We start from the raw sequence: 24,603 nt of genomic DNA on the forward strand, positions 1-24,603 counted from the left end.
GGCCCGGGGGCGCCGCCGCCGGAGTTCGACGTCTCCCCCGCCGGACGCGGTGCGGTGACCGGCCGGGGCCGGTCACCGCACCGCACGGCGGGAAGGCCGCCCTCAGCCCACCGGGCCGTCCCCGCCCTCCACCGAGGACCGTGGCGCGCCCGGCTGGGCGGCGGGCGGTGTCCCCTGCGGGACGGCGGGCGGTGCGGAGGGACGGACCTCCGGTGACGCACCCGGCTTGGCCGCCGGAGGCGCGGAGGGCCGGCCGGCCGGTGACGCACCCGGCTTGGCCGCCGGAGGCGCCGACGGGGCGGCGGGAGGCGCGGAGGGGGCAGCGGGTGCAGCGGGGCCGGCGGGCTCCTTCACCCCCGTCCAGTCGGGGGCCGGCCAGCCGCGCCACGGCGAGTACGCGGGGTTGACCACGCACCGGGCCGTGAGCTCGGCCTTGGTGGCCTTGTCCACCGGGCAGGCCTTCACGACGAACTGGCGGGCGATGCCCCCGGGGAAGACCACGCCGGTACGGGCCGAACGCAGTTCACGGGTACCGAGGGTCTCGTCGAGCTCGATGCCGCCAGGGGCGTCGATGTAGTAGTGGTAGGCGGCCGTCTGCTGCCGCAGGGCCTCGCGGTCGTAGGTGGTGGCCACGAACGGCGAGGGTTGCTCCCGGCGGGCGTAGGCCTGCAGGTCGTACTCGCCGTCGCCCACGTCCTCGGGACGCAGGCCGTCCTTGAAGACGGTCTCCGGAGGGCGGTCGTCGCCACGGAAGAGGGCGTTGCAGTTGGAGCGCCAGGCCGGCTCGTCGGGCCTGATCCGGTCGAGGTCGACGCTGGTGTCCGCGGCGGCGTAGAGCCGGTCGGGAACGACGGGGCACCATTCGGGGACGGCCGGGTCGCGTGGAAGACCCGGGGCGACGGCCGCGGCGGCCGTGCAGACGGGGAGTGCGAGCACCCCCAGGGAAAGGGCGGCGGCGCAAAGCCGGCGCAGCGTGCGCAGTGCGATCATATGCCCACGATCACCCCGGTATCGCCCGGTCGCCGGAATGGTCACCCTTGTCGGCGTGTCCCGCCGGAAGACGAAAGAGGCCCCTGCGCATCGTTGTGGGACGCTGCTGGGGCCTCTCGATTCGTCGTGGAGCCAGGGGGTGTGATCCACGACGCCATGGGACGACCGAGCCCGGGTCATGGGGGTCGTTGCTCCACAACTATACGAGACATCGCAGCTGAAACCTCACGATGTGGGAGTGAGGTGGGACACTGACCTTGTAAACGCAGGTTAGCTGTTCATTTGGTGTTCACCGGTCCATGACCCGCATTTCGAACCAGGTGGTCTTGCCGCGTGGCAGCAGATCCACCCCCCAGCGGTCGGCGAGCTTGTCGATCAGGAAGAGACCCCGCCCGCTCACGTCCATCTCGCGCACCGGCATCAGGCAGGGCAGCGCCCGCGAGGGGTCGCGCACCTCCACCCGGATCCAGCCGCGGCGGCGCAGCATGCGCAGGCCGAAGGTACGGGCCCCGGTGTGACGCACGGCATTGCCGACGAGTTCGGAGACGAGTAACTCGACGACGTCGTTGAACTGGGGCAGACCCCAGAGCCGGAGCACCGAACGGCTCAGCCGCCGGGCTGTGGCCGCGGACTCGGGGCGCGAGGAGAGCCGCACCTCGTCCACGGAGGGATTCCCCAACAGATCGAGGGACGTCGCCGCCAGATCGTCGACCGCCGTGGGCGGCCACCCCGCCGCCGGGACCGTTACCCGCTGCGGCTGCTCAGATGCTCCCTGCTGCCCCGCCATGCTCTCATGATGGCCGTACGCGACGGCGGTTCGGGGCGGATCGGGGGAATTGGCGGGGCGGAACGCGTCATTCCGAGTTGCCGTACTGGCATATGTCAAGGGCAATGATGGATCTCACACAACCCTTCCCACCTGCGCGAAGGGGGCGCCGACGACGAACGGTCGAGGAATCCGGCGCAGGTCGCCTTAAGGTCCTCTTAAGGTCGGCTTAAGGCGACCCGACAGGCGCCGGCTGTCACTCAACCGGGTTGGGTCTAGCGGAACTTCGCCTTGCCCGGACCCTCCTCGACGAAGCTGCGCATGCCCGTCGTACGGTCCTCGGTCGCGAACAGCCCTGCGAACAGGTTCCGTTCGATGGTGAGGCCGGTCTCCAGATCGGTCTCGAGACCGGCGTCCACGGCCTCCTTGGCGGCGCGCAGCGCCAGCGCCGGCCCCCGGGCCAGCCGCTCGGCCCAGGCGCGGGCCTCGGCGTACACCTGCCCGGCCGGGACCACCTTGTCCACCAGGCCGATGGTGAGCGCCTCGTCGGCCTTGACCATCCGGCCGGTGAAGATCAGGTCCTTCGCCTTGGCGGGACCCACCAGGCGCGACAGCCGCTGCGTGCCGCCCGCGCCGGGGATGAGGCCGAGCAGGATCTCCGGCTGGCCGAGCTTGGCGTCCTCCGCGGCGACCCGGACGTCGGCGCAGAGCGCGAGTTCGCAGCCGCCGCCGAGGGCGTAACCGGTCACGGCGGCCACCACCGGCTTGGGGATCCGGGCGACCGCCGTGAAGGAGTCCTGCAGTGCGCGGGACCGCACGGCCATGGCCTCGTAATCCATGACCTGCATTTCCTTGATGTCCGCGCCCGCCGCGAACACCTTCTCGCCGCCCCAGATCACGACGGCCCGTACGTCCTCGCGCCGGGAGGCCTCCTCCGCCACTTCGCGGAGCCGGTCCTGGGTCGCGACGTCCAGGGCGTTCATCGGGGGGCGGTCCAGGCGGATGGTGCCGACACCCTCGTCGACCTCGAGATTAACTGTCATGGCCGACGAGGGTATCCGTGAACGCCCGTTTACGCTGCGACGTGCCTCACGGGGCGCGTCAGGAGGCGGGGGTCCACTGGCTCCACGGCAGGTTCCAGCCGTTGAGCCCGTTCCACCACTGCACGGTCTTGTCGTGGGAGTTCTTGACCTGCACGACGTCACCGATCATCGAGTTGTTGTAGAACCACGAGGACGGGGTGTCGCCGTTGCCGCCGCGCACGTCCCGCAGGCCCACGCAGCCGTGGCTGACGTTGGCGTTGCCGAAGGTGCCGGGCGAGGCCCAGTAGTTGCCGTGGATGAAGGTGCCCGAGGTGGTCAGGCGCTGGGCGTTGGGCACGTCCTTGATGTCGTACTCACCGCCGAAGCCCACGGTGTCGCCGTTCATGCGGGTCACCTTGTACCGCTCGGTGATGACCATCTTGCCGTTGTAGGTCGTCGTGCCGGGCCCGCCCGAGGTGATCGGGATGGTCTTCAGCAGGCTGCCGTCGCGGTAGACCTTCATCGTGTGCTTGGCGGCGTCGACGATGCTGACCTGGCTGCGGCCGATGGTGTAGTGCACGTCCTTGGACTGGGTGCCGTAGACGCCCTTCGCGCCCTCGACCCCGTTCAGCCGCAGGGAGAGCGTGATCTTGGTGCCCTTGGCCCAGTACTTCTCGGGACGGAAGTCGACGCGCTGGTCGCCGTACCAGTGGCCGACGACGGGGACCGAGGGGTTCGCGGTCACCTCGATCGCTTCCTGGACCGCCTTCTTGTCGGTGATCGCCCGGTTGAACTTGAGCGAGACCGGCATGCCGACGCCGACCGTCTGGCCGTCCTCGGGGGTGAAGAAGCCGATGAAGGTGTCCTTCGGGGTGACCGTGGTGAAGCTCGCGTGCTTGGCCGACTCGCGGCCCGCGCCGTCCTTGGCTATCGCGTCCACCGAGTACTCGGTGGAGGTGCCGAGCGTCTCGGTCGGCTCCCAACTGCTGCCGTCGGCGGATATCTTGCCCTCGACCGGGTCGCCCTTGCCGCTCTTGACCACGACCGAGGTCAGCTTGCCCTTGCCCGCGGTGACCTTGAGGTCCCCCGTCGTGGCCACCTCGTCGGCCCCGTCCTCGGGCGCGATGGTCACGACGGCCTGCGACTCGGTCGTGTCCCCCTTGCCGCCCTGCGAGGCCGAGGCACCGGGCCTGGCCTTGTCCCCGCCCTTGCTGTCGCCGCTGGCGCTGCCCCCGCACGCACTGACCAGGAGCAGCATCGCCCCCACCGCGAGGGCCAAGGTGGTCCGCCTTGCGCCCGGCGCGCCCTGTATCGCCTTCAACTCACGTCTCCCCAAAACCGGCCCGTGGCCCCGTGGCCCAAGGGTGAGTCCCCCTCACCTAGCGCTTAGAGAACCACACGGAACCGGTGTTGTGGATCCCGGTATTGTCACCGTTCCGTCCCAGTCGCGGGGCCCGCCCTCAGCCGCCGGCCGCCCACTGCTCCCAGGCCATGTTCCAGCCGCCCAGGCCGTTGTCGGGAGCGACGGTGCGGTCGTGGGAGTTGACGACGGTGACGAGGTCGCCGACGAGCGAGTGCGCGAAGAACCAGCCCGCCGGGGTGGCCGTCCCGCCGCCCTTCACGTCGAGCAGGCCGACGCAGCCGTGGCTGGTGTTGGCCGCGCCGAAGGTGCCGGGGGTGGCCCAATAACTGCCGTGCACGAAGGTGCCGGAGCGGGTGAGCCGCATGGCGTGCGGGACGTCGGGGATGTCGTACTCGCCGCCGAAGCCCACCGTGTCCCCGTTCATCCGGGTCAGCCGGAGCTTCTCGGAGATGACCATCGCGCCGTTGTACGTCGGGTTGGACGGGGCGCCCGCCGAGATCGGCAGGACGCGCGTGACCTGCCCGCCGCGGCGCACCGTCAGGGTGTGCGCGGCGGCGTCGACGGTGCTGGTCTGGTCCCGGCCGATGTCGAAGGTGACGTCCTTGGACTGCACCCCGTAGACCCCGGGGCCGGTCTCGACGTCGAGCAGCCGCAGCGAGAGCGTCACCTTCGTGCCGGGGACCCAGCGCTCGCGGGGGCGGAAGTCGAGGCGCCGGTCGCCGAACCAGTGCGGGGCGATCTCGACGGCGGGCGAGGAGGCGACGCGGACGGCGCGCTCGACGGCGGCGCGGTCGGTGACCGGCCGGTTGAAGTCAAGGGAGACGATCATGCCCGTGCCGACCGTCTGCCCGTCCTCGGGGGTGAAGTAGCCGATGAGGGTGTTCTTGGGGACGAGGGTGGTGAACACCGCGTGCTTGGCGGCGCGCCGGCCCCCCGTGTCCTCGGCGACGGCGTCCACCGTGTACTTCTCCGACAGCGACAGCCTGGACCGGGCGTGCCAGCGGGAACGGTCGGCGGTGAACACGCCCTCGACCACCTCCCCCTCCCCGTCCTCGACGTGCACGGAGGTGAGCAGGCCGTCCTCGGCCTCGACCGTCAGCGGGTCGTCCGCCTCCACGTCACGGGCACCGTCCCCCGGAGTGATCCTGATCCTCGCCTCGGACACCTTCGGGGTGTCGTCGGCCACCGCACCGCTGTCCGCCGGCCCGAACCCGAGCCCGCACGCCGTCAGCATCCCCGCCAGCCACATGGCGGTGGCAAGCCCCGCCCCCGCGCGCAGAGCGCGCCGCACCGCAGTCGTCACGCTCGGTCAACGACCGGACGGCCCCGGGGAAACGTCTGCGACGCGTCCGATCGATCACGCGTGTGACGCCGCAGGGTGAACGGGAAGGTAAAGCGGGAGGGCGCGACGCGCGCGCGGAGGGACACCGCGCCGCGCACGGGCACGGCCGGCGCCGGCCGGGTCCGGCGTCCCCCGAGCCGCAGGAGGCGAGCACGTGTCGGAGACGCGCGAGGACGAATCGGTCGACCGGGCCGGAAAGCTGCGCCCGAACGGCCACCGGACCGCCCCCGTGGCCGTGCCGCTGCCGCGCCCGGAGACCGCGCCGGCCGTGCCGGGGCCCGCCGGGGCCGGGGACACGCTGGTGTGGCCGGGCAGCCCGCAGCCCCTGGGGGCACGCTTCCACACCGGCCCCGACGGACGCCCGGGCACCAACTTCGCCCTGTGGGCGGGCGGCGCCGAGTCGGTGGAGCTGTGCCTGTTCGACGACGAGGGGGCCGAGACCCGGGTCCCCCTGACCGAGCTGACCCATGAGATCTGGCACGGCTTCGTGCCCGGGGTCCTGGCCGGCCACCGGTACGGCTACCGGGTCGGCGGCCGCTGGGACCCGTGGACCGGTGCCCGCTGGAACCCGGCCAAGCTGCTGCTGGACCCGTACGCGCGGGCGGTCGACGGCGACTTCACGCTGCCCCCCGAGGTGTACGGCCACGTCCGCGACTGGCCGGAGCAGGAGGTCGCCGACACCGTGCGGGACAACCGCGACTCGGCCCCGTACGTGCCCAAGGGCGTCGTGGTGGACGACGACGACCCCTGGACGGACGACCGCAGGCCCAAGACGCCCTGGGCCGACTCGGTCATCTACGAACTGCACGTGCGCGGCTTCACCATGCGCCACCCCGGCATCCCGCCCGAACTGCGCGGCACCTACGCCGGGCTGGCGCACCCGGCGGCGATCGAGTACCTCACCGGCCTCGGCGTGACCGCCGTCGAACTGCTGCCGGTGCACCAGTTCGCGCACGAGGACCACCTGCTGCGCCGGGGCCTGCGCAACTACTGGGGCTACAACTCGATCGGCTACTTCGCCCCGCACGCCGGCTACGCCGCCACCGGCACCCGCGGACAGCAGGTGGGCGAGTTCAAGCGGATGGTGCGCGCCCTGCACGACGCGGGGCTGGAGGTGATCCTCGACGTCGTGTACAACCACACCGCCGAGGGGAGCGAGTTCGGGCCCACCCTCTCCCTGCGCGGCATCGACAACCGCGGCTACTACCGGCTGCCGGGCGACGCGCGCCGCTACGCCGACTACACCGGCTGCGGCAACACCCTCCACGTCGTCCAGCCCCAGGTGCTCCGGCTGATCACCGACTCCCTGCGCTACTGGGTGACCGAGATGGGCGTCGACGGCTTCCGCTTCGACCTCGCCGCGGCGCTCGCCCGGTCGATGCACGACGTCGACATGCTCTCCCCCTTCCTCGCCGTCATCGCCCAGGACCCGGTGCTGCGCCGGGTCAAGCTCATCGCCGAGCCCTGGGACGTCGGCTCCGGCGGTTACCAGGTCGGCGCCTTCCCGCCGCTGTGGACGGAGTGGAACGACCGCTACCGCGACACCGTCCGGGACTTCTGGCGCGGCACCCAGCACGACGTGCGCGACCTGGGCTACCGGCTGTCCGGCTCCAGCGACCTGTACGCCTGGGGCGGGCGCCGTCCGTACGCCTCGGTCAACTTCATCACCGCGCACGACGGCTTCACCCTGCGCGACCTGGTGAGCTACGAGCGCAAGCACAACGAGGCCAACGGCGAGGACAACCGCGATGGCACCAACGACAACCGCGCCTGGAACTGCGGGCACGAGGGCGAGACCGACGACCCGGCCGTGGGCGGGCTGCGCCGCCGTCAGCTGCGCAACATGCTCTCGACGCTGCTGCTGTCGACCGGCGTGCCGATGCTGGTGGCCGGTGACGAGACGGGCCGCACCCAGGGCGGCAACAACAACGCGTACTGCCAGGACAACGAGATCAGCTGGCTGGACTGGTCGCTGCCGCAGGATCCGGACTGGGCCTCGCTGCGCGAGCTGACGGCCCGGCTGATCGCGTTGCGTCGCGCCCACCCCGTGCTGCGCAGGAGGGCCTTCTTCTCCGGCCGGCCGCAGTCCGCCGAGGGCCTGCGGGACCTGGCCTGGTTCACCGCGCAGGGCCGGGAGATGACCGACGGCGACTGGTACAGCCCCACGTCCACGCTCGGGATGTACCTGTCGGGCGCCGACATCCCGCACCGCGACGCGCGCGGCCGCCCGGTCACCGACGACAGCTTCCTGGCGGTCTTCCACGCCTCGCACCGCCCGGTCCGCTTCACGCTGCCGGGCGGGCCGTGGGCCCGGGAGTACGAGCTGCTGCTCGACACCTCCCGTGAGGACCAGACGGAAGCACCGGGCAGCCGGCACCGCGGCGGGAAGGCGCTGACCGTGCCGGGGAGGACGGTGCTGCTGCTGCGCGCCGTCTGAGGGACGAGACGCGGCGGCAAAGGTGTGGACTCGGCCGATTGGTCCAGTCCACACTGGTCGTCCGTGACCTCCGCACCCCCGCCCTCGCCGCCGTGCGCCTCCGGCCACGCCCTGCCGGCCACCCCCCGGGACCGCCTGTGGTCACGGGGGTTCAGCCTGTACTTCACCGCCCGCAGCGTCGCCATGCTCGGCGACTCGATGCTGCCCGTCGCCCTGTCGGCCGGGCTGCTCCAGCACGGTTACGGCGCCGGCGACATCGGCTACGCCATGGCCTCCTTCACCGCCTGCTTCGCCGGGCTGGTCGTCCTCGGCGGCGTGTTCGCCGACCGGTTCAGCGCCCGCGGCCTGATGATCGGCGCCGACCTGGTGCGGGTCGGCACGCAGTCCCTGGCCGCCTGGCTCTTCTTCTCGGGGCACGTCGTGCTCTGGCAGATCTGCCTGATCGGCGCCGTCAACGGCGTGGCGGGCGCCATGTTCCAGCCAGGGGTGGCCAGCACGGTGCCCCAGGTGGCACGGGACGTCCAGGAGGCCAACGGGGTGGTCCGCACCGCCGAGTCGCTGATGGCGCTGGCCGGCCCGGCGCTCGCCGGCGTGCTGGTGGCCTTCACCTCGGCGGGCGGTGTGTTCGCCGCGCACGCCGCCACGTACGCGGTGAGCGCCCTCTGCCTGCTGCTCCTCCGGCTGCCGGCCCGGACCGCGCGGGAGCCGCAGGACGCCGCCCGGCGCAGCAGCTTCCGGGCCGACCTGGTCGAGGGGTGGCGGGAGTTCCGGGCCCGCACCTGGATGTGGTCGGTGATCGTCATCTGGATGGGCTTCATGATCCTCGTCATGGGCCCGGTCACCCCGCTGGCGGCCGGCGAGATCCTGCCGGCGCACGGCCCGAAGGCGTACGGCCTGGTCTCCTCCGCCCTGGGGGCGGGCACCGCGCTCGGCGGGCTGCTGGCGATACGGCTGCGGCCGGCCCGGCCGCTGCGGGGCGGGGCCGTGGCGCTGTTCGGCTTCGCGCTCTACCCGGCCGCGGTCGGCGCCGGGCTGCCGGTGCCGGCGGTCGCGGCGGCGGTGCTGGTCGCCGGGACGGCCTGGGCGTTCTGGAGTGTGATGTGGGCCACCAGCGTCCAGACCCAGGTGCCCGGCGAGATCCTCAACCGCATCCACGCGTACGAGGTCGCCGGCTCGGTCGCCATGCTGCCCGTCGGGCAGGCCCTCGCGGGGCCGGCGGCGGGTGTCTTCGGGGCGCGCCCGGTGCTGGTGGCCGGTGGTGCGGTGACCCTGCTGGTGTGCGTGGCGCTGCTGGCGGTGCCCGCCGTGCGCGACCTCGGCCGAAAATCCGGATGAGGGTTGTCGGTGGTCGCACGTAGTCTCTGAAACGATGCCTGAGCCAACCAACCAACCCGAGCCCGAACGTTCCCGATCCGCCGTGCGCTCACTGCTGCGCCTGTGGCCGTACGTGAAGCCGATCAGCCACCGGCTGTTCGGTTCCGCGGGCGTGGCCGTGGTCGCGTCGTGCCTGGCGCTGCTGATCCCGCTGGTCCTGAAGTGGATCGTGGACGGCCCGGTCGCCGACCACGAGCCGTCAGGGGTGTGGCTCGGCGGCGGGCTGGTGCTGCTGCTCGGTCTCCTGGAGGCCGGGCTCTTCGGCGTACGGCGCTGGCTGGTGGCGCGCCCCATGGCCGCGCTGGAGGCCGGGATGCGGGCCGAGCTGTACCGGAGGCTGCAGCGCCTGCCGGTGTCCTTCCACGACCGGTGGGGTTCGGGCCAGCTGCTCTCACGGGCCACGAACGACCTGCAGATCCTGCGGATGTTCCTGACCTTCCCGATGGTCTTCCTGGCGGTCAACACGGCCACCATCGCGGCGGGCTTCGGCATCCTGTTCGTGCAGCGCTGGTCGCTGGGGCTGATCCTGCTGGGCCCGGTCGTGCCGCTGGTGATCCTCTGCTCGTACTTCGAGGCGCGCTACCAGGTCGCCTCCCGCACCGCGCAGGACCAGGTCGGCGACCTGACCACGCTGGTCGAGGAGTCGGTGCTCGGCATCCGCATCATCAAGGCCTTCGGCCGGCACCGCAGCCAGGCCGACGCCTTCCGCCGGCAGTCGCGCGAACTGCGCGGCACCGAGCTGCGCAAGGCCGGGCTGCTGGCGGACCTGTGGATGGTGATCACCGCGCTGCCGGACGTGGCGCTGGGCGCGGCGCTGGTCCTGGGCGCGGTGCAGGTCGCCGACGGCGACCTGTCGGCGGGCACGCTGGTCGCCTTCCTGTCCACGGCGCTCGCGCTGCGCTGGCCGGTGGAGTCGCTGGGCTGGCTGCTCTCCTTCAGCAACGAGGCGGCCACCGCCGCCGACCGCGTCTTCGAGGTCCTGGACACCGAGATCCCGCCGGAGACCGGCTCGGGGACGGGGACCGGCCCGGTCGACGGCGAGGACGGGCGGCCCGCCGACGGCATCCGCTTCAGCGCCGTGCGCTTCCGCTACCCCGACGCCCCCGAGGGCAGCCCCGACCTGCTCACCGGGATCGACCTGCACATCCGCAGCGGCGAGACCGTGGCGCTGGTCGGCGCGACGGGCAGCGGCAAGACGAGCCTGACCTCGCTCATCCCGCGGCTGTACGAGCCGACCGGCGGCCGCATCACGCTGGACGGCACCGACGCCGCGCAGCTCACCCGGTCCGCGCTGCGCTCCCTGGTCGCGACGGCCTTCGAGGAACCGACCCTGTTCTCCGCCAGCGTGCGGGAGAACGTGCTCATGGGCGCTCCCGACGCAGGCGAGACGGACCTGCTGCGGGCGCTGGAGATCGCCCAGTGCGACTTCGTCCACAAGCTGCCGCAGGGTGTGGACACCCAGGTGGGAGAGCAGGGCCTGAGCCTGTCCGGCGGTCAGCGGCAGCGGCTCGCACTGGCCCGCGCGGTCGTCGGCCGCCCCCGCTTCCTGGTGCTGGACGACCCCCTGTCCGCGCTCGACGTGCACACCGAGGCCCTCGTCGAGGCGGCCCTGCGCCAGGTGCTGGCCACCACGACGGCGCTGGTGGTCGCCCACCGCCCCTCCACGGTGATGCTCGCCGACCGGGTGGCGCTGCTGTCGGAGGGCCGGGTCACCGCGGTCGGCACCCACCAGGAGCTCCTGTCCTCCTCCGCGGTCTACCGCCGCCTGATGTCCGGCCAGGACGGGAGCGCGCCCGCCGCGCCGGACCGTCCGCAATTCGAAGGGAGCAGCACCCGATGACCTCCGTCGCGGAGTCGCAGCCTGCCGAACAGTCGGCCGACGGGGAACCGGCGGGGCACCGGGAGACCGAGGAGGCCCGGGAGGCCCGGCAAGCCCGGGAGGACGACCTCTTCGACCGGGACCGGCTCCCGGCGCCCGAGGGGGCGTCACGCGCCCTGCTGCGGGAACTGGTCGGGCCGCACCGGCGGCGCGTGTGGCTGGCGGCCGTGGTGCTGCTGCTGCAGCAGGCGGCCGTGCAGGCGGGCCCGCTCATCGTCGCGGTGGCCATCGACCGGGCCATCCCGGCGCTGCGCCGCGACGACCACGGCCCGCTGATCGCGGTAGCGGTCGGCTACATCGGCTGCGCCGTCGCCGGCGGTCTCCTGCAGCGGACGTTCGTCCGGCAGGCCGGCCGGGTCTGCCAGGACGTGCTGGTCGACCTGCGCGGCCGGATCTTCCGGCACGCCCAGGCGCTCGGCCTGGACTTCCACGAGCGCTACACCTCGGGCCGGATCATCGCCCGCGCCACCTCCGACGTGGAGTCGATCCGGGAGCTGCTGACCGAGGGCCTCCAGGAGCTGCTGAACGTCGGGTTGTCGGTGCTCTACATCTCGGCGGTCCTGCTGTGGCTGGACTGGGGGCTCGGCCTGTTCGCGCTCGCCACCGCGGTGCCGCTGGTGGTGACCGTCCGGATCTTCCGGCGCCGGTCGGCCACGGTCTACACACGCCGCTCCGCGGCGATCGCCTCCGTCATCGTGCGCTTCACCGAGACGATGAACGGCATCCGGCCCGTACAGGCCTTCCGCCGCGAGGAGGCGAACGACGAGGCGTTCGACGAGCTCAACGCCGCCCACCGGCAGGCCAACGGTGACGCGATCCTGGAGATGGGCCGCTTCACCGTGAGTTCCTGGCTGATCGCCAACACCTCGGTGGCGCTGGTGGTGCTGTGGGGCGCGTACCGCGTCGCCTCCGGCTCGCTCGCGCTGGGCGTGCTCGCCGCCTTCGTGCTCTACCTGCGGCGGCTGTACGCGCCGATCGACCCGCTCGGCATGTTCCTCAACTCCTACCAGTCGGCGGCCGCCTCGCTGGAGAAGATCGCCGGGCTGCTGGCCCAGCGGCCGACGGTGCCCGAGCCGCAGGCACCGCGGGCGCTACCGGCCACGCAGGCGGACATCCCGGGCCGCGAGGTCGCCTTCGAGGGGGTCCGCTTCGCCTACCGCACGGGCGGCGAGGTGCTGCCCCGCTTCGACCTGCGGCTGCCCGCCGGGCAGACGGTCGCGGTGGTCGGCGCCACCGGCGCGGGCAAGTCGACGCTGGCCAAGCTGCTGGCCCGGTTCTACGACCCGACCGACGGCCGGGTCACCCTGGACGGGGTGGACCTGCGCGAGCTGGCCCTGCCGGAGCTGCGCCGCGGGGTGGTGATGGTGACCCAGGAGGCGTTCCTCTTCTCCGGCACGGTCGCCGAGAACATCTCCATCGGCCGCCCGGAGGCCACCCGTGAGGAGATCGAGGGCGCGGCCAGGGCGATCGGCGCCCATGACTTCATCGCGGCGCTGCCCGAGGGCTACGACACCGACGTCCGCAAGCGCGGCGGCCGCATCTCGGCGGGCCAGCGCCAGTTGGTGGCCTTCGCCCGCGCCCTGCTCGCCGACCCGGCCGTGCTCATCCTGGACGAGGCGACCTCCTCGCTGGACGTCCCGGGCGAGCGCGCGGTGCAGCAGGCGATGCGCGAGGTGCTGCGCGGCCGCACCGCCGTGATCATCGCCCACCGGCTGTCGACGGTGGAGATCGCGGACCGGGTGCTGGTGATGGACCAGGGCCGCGTCGTGGAGGACGGCACCCCGGCCGAACTCGTCTCCGGCGCGGGCCGCTTCGCCGATCTGCACCAGGCCTGGCGCGACAGCCTCGTCTGAGCCACCGGCTCCTTCCAGGGCGTGCGAGGCCGGCCGGCCCCGCACGCCCCGGCCGCTTTCCGGCACGCTTCGCCCCGCCCTGTCCGGAATGCGAACCCGACGTCCCCCTCAAAGGACGAATTCGGCCAACTTCTCGCCACGTACATGACACCAAGCCATGAACAGTGGCACTCTTCCCCCCGTCGGCCGTCAGTACGCCCACACACCGCACCGCTTCGTGCTGACGCACCGGCCGAACTCCGCACGTCCCACCCGCACGGCTAGTTCCGCCCGGGCAGCACACCCCGTCTGCCCGGCTGTCCCCGGCCGCCAACCGCGGCCGACGCAGTAGGAGTCCGAGTGAGACGATCCCCCCGCAAGGCAGTCGCGGCCGCCAGTGTGGTCGCCACCGCCGCGTTCATCGCCGTCGGCATACCGGCCACCTCCGCCACGGCGAACGCCGCCCCCCACACGAGCCAGCTCCGCACCGGAGCCCTCGAGGCGAAGCTCACCCCCGCCCAGCGCACCGCGCTCATCAAGAGCGCGAGCGACCGCACGGCCGTCACGGCGCAGTCGCTGGGTCTGGGCAGCAAGGAGAAGCTGGTCGTCAAGGACGTCGTCAAGGACGCCGACGGCACGCTGCACACCCGCTACGAGCGCACCTACGCCGGGCTCCCGGTGCTCGGCGGCGACCTCGTGGTGCACACGCCGGCCAAGGGCACGGGAACGGTCGGCACGACGTTCAACACGAACCAGAGGATCACGGTCGCCTCGACGACGCCGAAGGTCGCCGAGTCCGCCGCGACGACCGCCGCGCTGAAGACCGCCAAGACGCTGAAGGCCCAGGCGCCCGCGGCCGACGACGCCCGCAAGGTGATCTGGGCCGGCCAGGGCACGCCGAAGCTCGCCTGGGAGACCGTCGTGAGCGGCCTGCAGGACGACGGCACGCCGAGCCGGCTGCACGTCGTCACCGACGCCGTGACCGGCAAGGAGCTCTACCGGTACCAGGACATCAAGACCGGCACCGGCAACACCCAGTACAGCGGCCAGGTGTCGCTGACCACGACGCTGTCCGGCTCGACGTACCAGCTGTACGACACGACCCGCGGCGGCCACAAGACGTACAACCTCAACCGCGGCACCTCCGGCACCGGGACGCTGTTCACCGACGCCGACGACGTCTGGGGCGACGGCACCGGCTCCAACACCCAGACCGCGGGTGCCGACGCCGCCTACGGCGCCCAGACGACCTGGGACTTCTACAAGAACACCTTCGGCCGCAGCGGCATCCGCAACGACGGTGTCGCCGCGTACTCGCGGGTCCACTACAGCAGCGGCTACGTCAACGCCTTCTGGGACGACAGCTGCTTCTGCATGACCTACGGCGACGGCTCGGGCAACACCCACGCGCTGACCTCGCTGGACGTCGCGGGCCACGAGATGAGCCACGGCGTCACCTCCGCCACCGCGAACCTCACCTACTCGGGCGAGTCCGGCGGCCTGAACGAGGCGACCTCCGACATCTTCGGCACGGGCGTCGAGTTCTACGCCAACAACAGCAACGACATCGGTGACTACCTCATCGGTGAAGAGATCAACATCAACGGCGACGGCACCCCGCTGCGGTACCAGGACAAACCGTCCCGCGACGGCACCTCGCCGGACAACTGGTACTCCGGCATCGGCAACCTGGACGTCCACTACTCCTCGGGCCCGGCGAACCACATGTTCTACCTGCTCTCCGAGGGCAGCGGCGCCAAGGTCATCAACGGGGTCAGCTACAACAGCCCGACCGCCGACGGCATCGCCGTCGCCGGCATCGGCCGCGCCGCCGCGCTGCAGATCTGGTACAAGGCGCTGAGCACGTACATGACGAGCAGCACCAACTACGCGGCCGCCCGCACCGCCGCCCTGAACGCCGCGACGGCCCTGTACGGCGCCGGCTCCGCCCAGTACGCGGGCGTGCAGAACGCCTTCGCGGGCATCGGTGTCGGCAGCCACGCGCCCGTCTCGGGCGTCACGGTCACCAACCCGGGCAACCAGAGCAGCACCGTCGGCACCGCCGCCAGCCTGCAGATCCAGGCCAGCAGCACCAACAGCGGCGCACTGAGCTACGCCGCGAGCGGCCTGCCCACCGGTCTGTCGATCAACGCCTCCACGGGCCTGATCTCCGGCACCCCGTCCGCCGCGGGCACGTACAACACCACGGTCACGGTCACCGACTCCGCGTCCAAGACCGGCACCGCCTCCTTCACCTGGACCGTCACCACCCCCGGTAGCTGCGCCTCCAGCCAGCTGCTCGGCAACCCGGGCTTCGAGTCCGGCAGCGCCTCCTGGACGGCCACCAGCGGTGTGATCACCAACTCCAGCAGCCAGGCCGCCCACGGCGGTTCGTACAAGGCGTGGCTGGACGGCTACGGCTCGACGCACACCGACACGCTCACCCAGTCGGTGACGATCCCGGCCGGCTGCAAGGCGACCTTCACCTTCTGGCTGCACATCGACTCCGCCGAGACGACCACCAGCACCCAGTACGACAAGCTGACCGTCACGGCCGGGTCGACCACCCTGGCCACCTACTCCAACCTCAACAAGGCCTCGGGCTACACCCAGAAGTCATTCAGCCTGAACTCCTTCGCAGGCTCCACCGTCACCCTGAAGTTCACCGGCACCGAGGACTCCTCGCTGCAGACGAGCTTCGTGGTCGACGACACCGCGGTGAACACCAGCAGCTGATCCCCGTCGGCTGACCGCACACGCCGGGCCCCGGCCGTCGTCAACGACGGCCGGGGCCCGGTCCCGTTCCCGCTTCCGGGGCGTCCGGCTCAGCGCAGCACGCCGGCCGTCATCCCCGTCGCCTCGGGCGGCACCGCGATCAGCCCGAGCTCGGCGACCGAGGCGAGCAGCCGGTGCATCGGCAGCACGCGGACGGTGTAGCCGAAGGGGCCGGTGCGGTCGAGGGTGAGCGGGCCCTCGTAGAGCCAGCGGCCCTCCAGGTCCGGCCGCCCGCCCGGTTTGAGGGAGACCACGGTCGGATCGGCGATCCGGTCGGAGTCGTCGACGCGCCCGGACACCACCTGGACGTCCACGTCCCCGGGCTCCAGGCCGCCGAGGGCCACCTGGACGCGCAGGGTGAGCGTGGTCCCGAGCTCCGGGGAGCCGCCGACCGAGGCACCGGTCTCCACGTGGTCGACCGCGACCAGCGGCCACTGCTCCCGCACCCGCCGCTTCCACGCGGCGAGTTCGACGGACTCCCCGCCGCCCGCGAGGCGGTGGGCGCGGGCGGCGGGCGCGTACAGCCGGGTCACGTACTCGCGGACCATGCGCCCGGCGAGCACCTTCGGCCCCAGGGTGCTCAGGGTGTGCCGGACCATCTCGATCCAGCGGACCGGCAGACCGTGCGTGCCGCGGTCGTAGAACCGGGGCGCGACCTGGTTCTCGACCAGGTCGTAGAGGGCGGCCGCCTCGATGTCGTCGCGGCGGTCGGGGTCGCCGGCCGCGCCGAAGCCGTCCGCGGTGGGGATCGCCCACCCGTTGTTGCCGTCGAACCACTCGTCCCACCAGCCGTCCAGGACGGACAGGTTGAGGCAGCCGTTCAGGGCGGCCTTCATGCCGGAGGTGCCGCAGGCCTCCAGCGGCCGCAACGGGTTGTTGAGCCAGACGTCGCACCCGGGGTAGAGGTGCTGGGCCATGGCCATGTCGTAGTCCGGCAGGAAGACGATGCGGTGCCGCACCCTGGGGTCGTCGGCGAAGCGCACCAGCTCCTGCACCAGCCGCTTGCCGCTGTCGTCGGCCGGGTGCGCCTTGCCCGCGACGACGATCTGGATCGGCCGGGTCGGGTGCAGCAGCAGCTCCATCAGCCGGTCCTGGTCGCGCAGCATCAAGGTGAGCCGCTTGTACGACGGGACCCGGCGCGCGAAGCCGATGGTCAGCACGTCCGGGTCGAGGACGTCGTCGACCCAGCCCAGCTCGGCCGAGCCGGCGCCACGCTGCCGCCAGGAGGCGCGCACCCTGCGGCGCACCTCCCGCACCAGTTGTTCGCGCAGCTCCCGGCGGAGCTCCCAGATCGCGGCGTCGGGGATGCGGAAGACGCTCTCCCAGGTGTCGGCGAGCCCGGTGGTCATCGCGTCCTCGGCGTTCTGGACGCCGGCCTGCCGGGCGCCGAGCCGGAACACCTCGGGCGCGACCCAGGTGGGGGCGTGCACGCCGTTGGTGATGGAGGTGATCGGCACCTCCTCCGGGTCGAAGCCCGGCCACAGCCCGGCGAACATCTCGCGGCTGACACCGCCGTGCAGGGTGGACACGCCGTTGGCGCGCTGCGCCAGCCGCAGCCCCATCACGGCCATGTTGAAGACGTTGGGGTCGCCGCCGGGGTAGGTCTCCATCCCCAGCTCCAGCACCCGCTGGACGTCGACGCCGCGCAGCTCGCCGTCGTCGCCCAGGTGCCGGGCGAGCAGCTCGCGGTCGAAGCGGTCGATGCCGGCCGGTACGGGGGTGTGGGTGGTGAAGACCGTGCCGGCCCGCACGGCCTCCAGGGCGGAGTCGAAATCCAGCCCTTCTCCGTCGGCCGCGAGCTCGCGGATGCGTTCCAGGCCGAGGAAGCCCGCGTGCCCCTCGTTGGTGTGGAAGACCTCGGGCGCCGGGTGCCCGGTCAGCGCGCAGTAGGTGCGCACGGCACGGACGCCGCCGATGCCGAGCAGCATCTCCTGGAGCAGCCGGTGCTCGCTGCCGCCGCCGTAGAGGCGGTCGGTGACGTCCCGTTCGTTGAGGTGGTTCTCCTCGACGTCGGAGTCGAGCAGCAGCAGCGGGACCCGGCCGACCCGGGCCAGCCACACGTGGGCGCGCAGGCTGCGCCCGCCGGGGAGGTCCAGGGCGATCAGGACGGGGCCGCCGTCCTCGTCCCGCAGCAGCGACAGCGGCAGCTCGTTGGGGTCGAGCACGGGGTAGTGCTCCTGCTGCCAGCCGTCCCGGGACAGGGACTGGCGGAAGTAGCCGTGCCGGTAGAGCAGACCGACGCCGATCAACGGCACGCCCAGGTCGCTGGCGGCCTTGAGGTGGTCGCCGGCCAGGATGCCGAGGCCGCCGGAGTACTGCGGCAGCGCCGCGGTGATGCCGAACTCGGGCGAGAAGTAGGCGATGGCGGCGGGGAGTTCCCCGGCCTCGGCGGCGCCCTGGTACCAGCGCGGGTTGCCGAGGTAGTCGTGGAGGTCCTCGACGGCGGTGCCGAGCCGGCGGAGGAACCTGCGGTCCTTGGCGAGGGCGTTCAGCCGGTCCTTCGAGACCGCGCCGAGCAGCCGCACCGGGTCGCCGGCCGCCGCTCTCCAGCCCTCGGGGTCGACGGACTGGAACAGCTCACGGGTCTCGTTGTGCCAGGACCAGCGCAGATTCTGCGCGAGCTCCCCCAGAGGACGTAGTGGTTCGGGCAGGACGGTTCGCACGGTGAATCGACGAATAGCCTTCACATCTCCGACGGTAGCGGCATCTTTCGGTGCGGTGGTGACAACCGGGGCCCCAACACCCCTCGGCCCGGCGCCGCCGCGCGGCACCCGTAGCCTGGCGCACCAGGACGCGCCGGGCGTCCCGACGCACCCGCGCGCGGCCCGGCGGACGCCTCGTCAGCGTGTCGGGCGGCGCCTACGACAGCCGCAGCACGACCCCCGGGCCGGGGCGCACCGCGGGAGCTACGACCGGCGGCCAGGACCGGGGCACGGGCGGGACCCGGCGCCCCGGCGGCCGCGCGCGCCGGGGCGCCGGACGGTGGCCGGTTGTCTGCGTCCGGGCGCCTCCGGGGCCGCCCGGCGCGCAACTTACGCGCCAGTACCCCTTCCCGGGGAGTATTCGACCGTCATCCAATGGGCAGGCTCACCCTTGCGCGACGCGGCGCCGAACCCTCCCACACCACAACTCGTATCCGCCCACCCGAGTGAACGCGGACAGGAGCGGTCATGCCCACAGGCAGGCATCCCAAGGAGCAGATAAAAAGAGCGGAAGGTACCCGTCCGGCCACCCGCACAAACTGGTGAGGCGCAATGATCGGTCGCATCCCCGTCCTGGACGTCCGCCCGCTGGTCGACTGCGGCCGCCGCCCCGCCAAGGCCGTGGTCGGCGAAACCTTCCAGGTCACCGCCACGGTGTTCCGGGAGGGACATGACGCGGTGGCGGCGAACGTGGTCCTGCGCAGCCCCGCGGGACGCTCCGGGCCACGGATCCCCATGCGCGAACTCGCCCCCGGCACCGACCGGTGGGGCGCCGAGGTGACGCCCACCGCGGAGGGCCGCTGGACGTACACGGTGGAGGCCTGGAGCGATCCGGTGGCCACCTGGCGGCACCACGCGGGCATCAAGGTCCCCGCCGGCATCGACACCGAACTGGTCCTCGCCGAGGGGGCCGAGCTGCACGAGCGCGCGGCGGCCGGGGTACCGAAGAAGGACGGCCGGGCCGTGGTGCTGGCCGCGGTCGACGCCCTGCGCGACACCTCCCGTACGGCCGCCGAGCGGCACACCGCCGCCCTCGCACCGGACGTGGTGGCGGTGCTCGACCGGCACCCGCTGCGCGACCTGGTGAGCGCCTCGCGGCCGGCGGCCCTCCAGGTGGAGCGGCAGCGGGCGCTGTTCGGGTCCTGGTACGAGATGTTCCCCCGGTCCGAAGGCGCCGTGGTGGACCCCACGGGCCGCCGGCCACCGAGGTCCGGGACCTTCCGCACGGCGGCCGAGCGACTGCCGGCGATCGCCGCGATGGGCTTCGACGTGGTCTACCTGCCGCCCGTCCACCCGATCGGCGCAGCGTTCCGCAAAGGGCCCGACAACACGCTCGACCCCGGCCCGCACGACGTGGGCTCGCCCTGGGCGATCGGCTCCGCGGAGGGCGGCCACGACGCCGTGCACCCGGACCTCGGGACGATCGAGGACTTCGACTTCTTCGTGGAGCGGGCCCGTGAGCTGCGCCTGGAGATCGCGCTGGACTTCGCGCTGCAGTGCTCGCCGGACCACCCGTGGGTCGGCAAGCACCCCGAGTGGTTCACCACCCGGGCGGACGGCTCGATCGCGTACGCCGAGAACCCGCCGAAGAAGTACCAGGACATCTACCCGATCGCCTTCGACGCCGACTTCAGCGGCATCGTGCAGGAGACCGAGCGGGTGCTGCGGCACTGGATGGACCACGGGGTGCGGATCTTCCGGGTCGACAACCCGCACACCAAACCGGTGGTCTTCTGGGAGAAGGTCATCGCCGACATCAACCGCACCGACCCCGACGTCATCTTCCTGGCGGAGGCGTTCACCCGTCCGGCCATGATGCACACACTGGCCCAGATCGGCTTCCAGCAGTCGTACACCTACTTCACCTGGCGCAACGGCAAGCAGGAACTGACGGAGTACCTGACGGAACTGTCCGGTGAGGCCGCGGCCTACATGCGGCCCAACTTCTTCGTCAACACCCCGGACATCCTCCACGCCTACCTGCAGCGCGGCGGCCGCCCGGCGTTCGAGGCGCGCGCGGTACTCGCCGCGACCCTTTCCCCCACATGGGGGGTGTACGCCGGATATGAGCTCTGCGAGAACGCGCCGGTGCGCGAGGGAAGCGAAGAGTACCTACACTCGGAGAAGTACGAGCTCAAGCCCCGTGACTGGGCGGCAGCCGAGGCCGAAGGCCGTTCGCTGGCTCCGCTGCTCACCACGCTGAACCGGCTGCGACGCCGCCACCCCGCGCTCCAGCAGCTGCGCGACCTGCGCTTCCACCCCGTGAACAACGACGCGGTGCTGGCGTACTCCAAGCGCTCGGGCGACGGCAGCGACGTCGTACTGGTGGTCGTCAACCTGGACCCGCACCACACCCAGGAGGCGACCGTCTCGTTGAACATGCCGGAACTCGGCCTCGCGTGGCACGAGTCCACCCCGGTGCGCGACGAGCTCACCGGCGAGACCTACCACTGGGGCAGGGACAACTATGTGCGCCTCGAGCCGGGCCGCGCGCCCGCGCACATCCTCACCCTGCGACCTACTCCATCGACAGGAGGGTCACCCACTTGATCGTCAACGAACCCGTACCTGACACGTTCGAAGACACCCCGGCCAAGGACCGGGACCCCGACTGGTTCAAGCGGGCCGTCTTCTACGAAGTGCTCGTACGGTCCTTCCAGGACAGCAACGGCGACGGCATCGGCGACCTCAAAGGGCTCACCGCCAAACTGGACTACCTGCAGTGGCTCGGGGTCGACTGCCTGTGGCTGCCGCCGTTCTTCGCCTCGCCGCTGCGCGACGGCGGCTACGACGTCTCGGACTACACGGCCGTGCTGCCGGAGTTCGGGGACCTGGCCGACTTCGTGGAGTTCGTGGACGCCGCCCACCAACGCGGTATGCGCGTGATCATCGACTTCGTCGTCAACCACACCAGCGACCAGCACGACTGGTTCCAGCAGTCCCGCACGGACCCCGACGGCCCCTACGGCGACTACTACGTCTGGGCGGACGACGACAAGCAGTACCAGGACGCCCGCATCATCTTCGTCGACACCGAGAGCTCCAACTGGACCTTCGACCCGGTACGCAAGCAGTACTACTGGCACCGCTTCTTCTCGCACCAACCGGACCTCAACTACGAGAACCCCAAGGTCCAGGAGGAGATCCTGGCCGCCCTGCGCTTCTGGCTGGACCTCGGCATCGACGGCTTCCGGCTGGACGCGGTGCCGTACCTGTACCAGGAGGAGGGCACCAACTGCGAGAACCTGCCGCGCACCCACGGCTTCCTGAAGATGGTGCGCGAGGAGATCGACGCCCACTACCCCGACACCGTCCTGCTCGCCGAGGCCAACCAGTGGCCCGAGGACGTGGTCGACTACTTCGGCGACTACGCCAAGGGCGGCGACGAGTGCCACATGGCCTTCCACTTCCCGGTCATGCCGCGCATCTTCATGGCGGTGCGCCGGGAGTCCCGCTACCCGGTCTCGGAGATCCTGGCCAAGACCCCGGCCATCCCGCACAACTGCCAGTGGGGCATCTTCCTGCGCAACCACGACGAGCTGACGCTCGAGATGGTGACGGACGAAGAGCGCGACTACATGTACGCGGAGTACGCCAAGGACCCGCGCATGCGGGCCAACATCGGCATCCGGCGCCGGCTCTCCCCGCTGCTGGACAACGACCGCAACCAGATCGAGCTCTTCACCGCCCTGCTGCTCTCCCTGCCGGGCTCGCCGATCCTCTACTACGGCGACGAGATCGGCATGGGCGACAACATCTGGCTCGGTGACCGCGACGCGGTGCGCACGCCGATGCAGTGGACCCCGGACCGCAACGCGGGCTTCTCCTCCTGCGACCCGGGCCGGCTCTACCTGCCGACCATCATGGACCCGGTCTACGGCTACCAAGTCACCAACGTCGAGGCGCAGATGAGCTCGCCGAGCTCGCTGCTGCACTGGACCCGCCGGATGGTGGAGATCCGCAAGCAGAACCCGGCCTTCGGACTCGGTTCGTACACCGAGCTGCCCTCCACCAACCCGGCCGTCCTGGCCTTCCTGCGCGAGTACAAGGACGACCTCGTCCTGTGCGTGAACAACTTCTCGCGCTTCGCCCAGCCCACCGAACTCGACCTGCGGGCCTTCACCGGCCGGCATCCCGTCGAGCTGATCGGCGGGGTGCGCTTCCCGGCCATCGGCGAGTGGCCCTACCTGCTCACCCTCGCCGGTCACGGTTTCTACTGGTTCCGGCTCCGCCGCGACGTGGCGTAGGCGGACCTGCCGGGTGACGGCGACCCGGCGGCCCGGCACGGTTTCGTGCCGGGCCGCCGGGGCAGGCTCCCCCTGCCGGATCCAGCGTCAAATCGGATGCTGTACGGGCCCTTGTCCCTCGTACGCCAAGTACGCCAATTGCTCCACCGGCTCGGATGATATTCGTCCGACACGTCCCACTCGTCGGACCATCGCCGCAGCGCGCCCCTTCACTTAGGGAACCAGCAGGCCCGGCACCCGAGGAAAGGACGTCATGTCGGACACCTCGTGGCTTCGCACCTCAGCAGTCCGGCCGGGGACCACCGTGCCCCCGGCACCGGGACTGCTCTCCGCGCTCGGCCCGTTGCTGCGGGAATGGCTGCCCCGGCAGCGGTGGTTCGCCGGGAAGGGGCGGCCGATCAGCGGCTTCGGGCTGGTCTCGGCCACCGAGCTGCTGCCCGCCGACGGGCGGCTCGGCACCCCAGGACTGCTCCATCTTCTGCTCGACGTCCACCAGGACGTGCAGGAGCGGATGCCGGGCACCGGGCACGGGAAGCCGGCCGACACCTACCAGTTGCTGCTCGGCACCCGGGCGCTGCTGCCGCCCGCGCTGGCCCCGGCGCTCGTCGGGCACGCCGTCGGCGGACCCCTGGACGGCCTCACCATCTACGAGGCGCTGCACGACCCGCGTCTGACGTCCCTGCTGTTGGAGCGGTTGCGGGCGCCCGGCCGCACCGGGCACCTGCGCTTCGGCTCCGAGCCCGCCGCGGCGATCCCGGCGGGGCTGGCGCCGCGGCTGTCCACCGCGGAGCAGTCCAACAGCTCGGTCATCTACGGCGACACGTTCATCCTCAAGCTGTTCCGGCGGGTCGCCCCGGGCCCCAACCCCGACCTGGAGCTGTCGCTCGCCCTCGCGCGGGCCGGTTCGCGGCGCGTCGCGGCGCCCGCCGCCTGGTTCGAGGCGCTGGGCCTGTACGACGAGCCCGCCACGCTCGGCGTGCTGCAGCGTTTCCTGCCCGGTTCCGCCGGGGCCTGGGAACTCGCCCTGCAGGCGGTGGAGGACGGCACGGACTTCTCCGGCGAGGCGCACGCGCTGGGGCGCGCGACCGCGGAGGTCCACCTGGCGCTGGCGCGCGCCCTGCCGACGAGCACCCTGCGCCGTCCGCAGATCGAACTGCTCGCCGCCGCGATGGCCGGACGGCTGGACGCCGCCGCCGCGGCGGTGCCCGCCCTGCGGCCGTACCGCGCGGCGCTGCGGGCCGCCTTCGACGACCTCGCCGCACTCGGGGCGCTCGGCACGACGCTGGCCGCCCAGCGCATCCACGGCGACCTCCACCTCGGCCAGGCCCTGCGGACCGGGCCCGGAGGGTGGGTGCTGATCGACTTCGAGGGCGAGCCGGCGCGGCCGCTGCCCGAACGCCGCCGTCCCGCGTCCCCGGTGCAGGACGTCGCCGGGATGCTGCGCTCCTTCGACTACGCCGCCCGGCACCACGACCCGTCCGCCTCCGGGGCGCCCGAATGGGCCAAGACGCAGCGCGCCGCCTTCTGCGCGGGCTACGCGGAGGCCACCGGGACCGATCCGAGGGACGAGCCCGTCGTCATACGCGCCTACGAGACCGACAAGGCCGTCTACGAAGTGCTCTACGAGGCCAGGCACCGGCCGGCCTGGCTCCCCATCCCCATGGCCGCGGTGCGCCGCCTCGCGCAGCCGCCGCACGGCCGCACCCCCTGACCGGGCGCCCCCACGCCCATCCGAGGAGGACCTGACCGTGACCCATCGCCAGCCGTTCCCCGACTCCACCCCCGGCACCCCCGGCCCGGGCGGGAACGGGAGGGCCCGCGCCGCACGTCCTGCACGCGGCACCGGGTCCGAGGGCTCGGCTCCCCCGCCGCCC

General features: G+C 72.1%; 14 protein-coding genes. 8 read left to right on the forward strand and 6 right to left on the reverse strand.

The features are described 5' to 3' along the window. Positions 1 to 102 precede the first annotated feature (102 nt). From PV341_RS18155 to PV341_RS18175, 5 genes are all read right to left on the reverse strand, one after another. Positions 103 to 990: a scabin-related ADP-ribosyltransferase gene (locus PV341_RS18155; RefSeq protein ID WP_500330391.1), complete on the reverse strand. Its 888-nt coding sequence runs from the start codon at positions 988 to 990 to the stop codon at positions 103 to 105. A 289-nt stretch (positions 991 to 1,279) separates the two neighbouring features. Continuing rightward, positions 1,280 to 1,777, reverse strand: coding sequence for an ATP-binding protein (locus tag PV341_RS18160; protein WP_499514100.1), 498 nt, complete (start codon positions 1,775 to 1,777; stop codon positions 1,280 to 1,282). Between the two features lie 254 nt (positions 1,778 to 2,031). Beyond that, positions 2,032 to 2,799, reverse strand: a complete 768-nt coding sequence (locus PV341_RS18165) for an enoyl-CoA hydratase/isomerase family protein (RefSeq protein WP_500330390.1) — start codon at positions 2,797 to 2,799, stop codon at positions 2,032 to 2,034. A 58-nt stretch (positions 2,800 to 2,857) separates the two neighbouring features. Next, positions 2,858 to 4,036, reverse strand: a complete 1,179-nt coding sequence (locus PV341_RS18170; protein WP_500330475.1) for a L,D-transpeptidase — start codon at positions 4,034 to 4,036, stop codon at positions 2,858 to 2,860. A 202-nt stretch (positions 4,037 to 4,238) separates the two neighbouring features. Then, a complete protein-coding gene (locus PV341_RS18175; protein ID WP_500330473.1) occupies positions 4,239 to 5,390 on the reverse strand; it encodes a L,D-transpeptidase in 1,152 nt (383 codons plus the stop codon). A gap of 334 nt (positions 5,391 to 5,724) precedes the next feature. Between PV341_RS18175 and glgX the strand changes: the two genes are divergently transcribed. The 5 genes from glgX to PV341_RS18200 all read left to right on the forward strand — a co-directional run bounded on the left by glgX (position 5,725) and on the right by PV341_RS18200 (position 15,741). Continuing rightward, positions 5,725 to 7,920 (forward strand): glycogen debranching protein GlgX, encoded by a 2,196-nt coding sequence (glgX, locus tag PV341_RS18180; RefSeq protein WP_500330471.1) that lies wholly within the window; start codon positions 5,725 to 5,727, stop codon positions 7,918 to 7,920. Between the two features lie 135 nt (positions 7,921 to 8,055). Beyond that, the gene (locus PV341_RS18185; RefSeq protein ID WP_500330469.1) at positions 8,056 to 9,255 is read left to right on the forward strand and encodes an MFS transporter; all 1,200 of its coding nucleotides are present in this window, start codon (positions 8,056 to 8,058) and stop codon (positions 9,253 to 9,255) included. 34 nt (positions 9,256 to 9,289) lie between these two features. Next, entirely contained in the window at positions 9,290 to 11,134 is a 1,845-nt protein-coding gene (locus PV341_RS18190) for an ABC transporter ATP-binding protein (protein WP_500358368.1), read from the forward strand. Beyond that, complete coding sequence (locus PV341_RS18195; RefSeq protein ID WP_500330388.1) at positions 11,131 to 13,026, forward strand: ABC transporter ATP-binding protein; 1,896 nt, start codon at positions 11,131 to 11,133, stop codon at positions 13,024 to 13,026. The genes PV341_RS18190 and PV341_RS18195 overlap by 4 nt, the downstream gene beginning before the upstream one ends. A 339-nt stretch (positions 13,027 to 13,365) precedes the next feature. Beyond that, on the forward strand, positions 13,366 to 15,741 hold the full coding sequence (locus PV341_RS18200; RefSeq protein ID WP_500330387.1) for a M4 family metallopeptidase: 2,376 nt from the start codon (positions 13,366 to 13,368) through the stop codon (positions 15,739 to 15,741). Between the two features lie 89 nt (positions 15,742 to 15,830). Here the strand turns inward: PV341_RS18200 and glgP are convergent, their stop codons facing one another. Continuing rightward, on the reverse strand, positions 15,831 to 18,467 hold the full coding sequence (gene glgP / locus PV341_RS18205; protein ID WP_500358370.1) for an alpha-glucan family phosphorylase: 2,637 nt from the start codon (positions 18,465 to 18,467) through the stop codon (positions 15,831 to 15,833). A gap of 567 nt (positions 18,468 to 19,034) precedes the next feature. Here glgP and PV341_RS18210 point away from each other — a divergent pair. The 3 genes from PV341_RS18210 to PV341_RS18220 all read left to right on the forward strand — a co-directional run bounded on the left by PV341_RS18210 (position 19,035) and on the right by PV341_RS18220 (position 24,440). After that, positions 19,035 to 21,032 carry an alpha-1,4-glucan--maltose-1-phosphate maltosyltransferase gene (locus PV341_RS18210; RefSeq protein ID WP_500358371.1) on the forward strand — a complete coding sequence of 666 codons (1,998 nt, stop codon included), beginning with the start codon at positions 19,035 to 19,037 and terminating at the stop codon, positions 21,030 to 21,032. Then, positions 21,029 to 22,729, forward strand: a complete 1,701-nt coding sequence (gene treS / locus PV341_RS18215) for a maltose alpha-D-glucosyltransferase (RefSeq protein WP_499514093.1) — start codon at positions 21,029 to 21,031, stop codon at positions 22,727 to 22,729. The genes PV341_RS18210 and treS overlap by 4 nt, the downstream gene beginning before the upstream one ends. Positions 22,730 to 22,982: 253 nt before the next feature. Further along, entirely contained in the window at positions 22,983 to 24,440 is a 1,458-nt protein-coding gene (locus tag PV341_RS18220) for a maltokinase N-terminal cap-like domain-containing protein (RefSeq protein ID WP_500358372.1), read from the forward strand. Positions 24,441 to 24,603 lie beyond the last annotated feature (163 nt).

Origin of the sequence: Streptomyces sp. PA03-1a, assembly GCF_033792805.1 — a bacterium.
In the GTDB taxonomy this organism is placed as follows: domain Bacteria; phylum Actinomycetota; class Actinomycetes; order Streptomycetales; family Streptomycetaceae; genus Actinacidiphila.

Coding starts and splice junctions, on each gene's coding strand:
- PV341_RS18155 (WP_500330391.1), bottom strand. CDS start 990: ATGATCGCACTGCGCACGCTGCGCCGGCTTTGCGCCGCCGCCCTTTCC.
- PV341_RS18160 (WP_499514100.1), bottom strand. CDS start 1,777: ATGGCGGGGCAGCAGGGAGCATCTGAGCAGCCGCAGCGGGTAACGGTC.
- PV341_RS18165 (WP_500330390.1), bottom strand. CDS start 2,799: ATGACAGTTAATCTCGAGGTCGACGAGGGTGTCGGCACCATCCGCCTG.
- PV341_RS18170 (WP_500330475.1), bottom strand. CDS start 4,036: ATGCTGCTCCTGGTCAGTGCGTGCGGGGGCAGCGCCAGCGGCGACAGC.
- PV341_RS18175 (WP_500330473.1), bottom strand. CDS start 5,390: ATGTGGCTGGCGGGGATGCTGACGGCGTGCGGGCTCGGGTTCGGGCCG.
- PV341_RS18190 (WP_500358368.1), top strand. CDS start 9,290: ATGCCTGAGCCAACCAACCAACCCGAGCCCGAACGTTCCCGATCCGCC.
- PV341_RS18195 (WP_500330388.1), top strand. CDS start 11,131: ATGACCTCCGTCGCGGAGTCGCAGCCTGCCGAACAGTCGGCCGACGGG.
- PV341_RS18210 (WP_500358371.1), top strand. CDS start 19,035: ATGATCGGTCGCATCCCCGTCCTGGACGTCCGCCCGCTGGTCGACTGC.
- PV341_RS18220 (WP_500358372.1), top strand. CDS start 22,983: ATGTCGGACACCTCGTGGCTTCGCACCTCAGCAGTCCGGCCGGGGACC.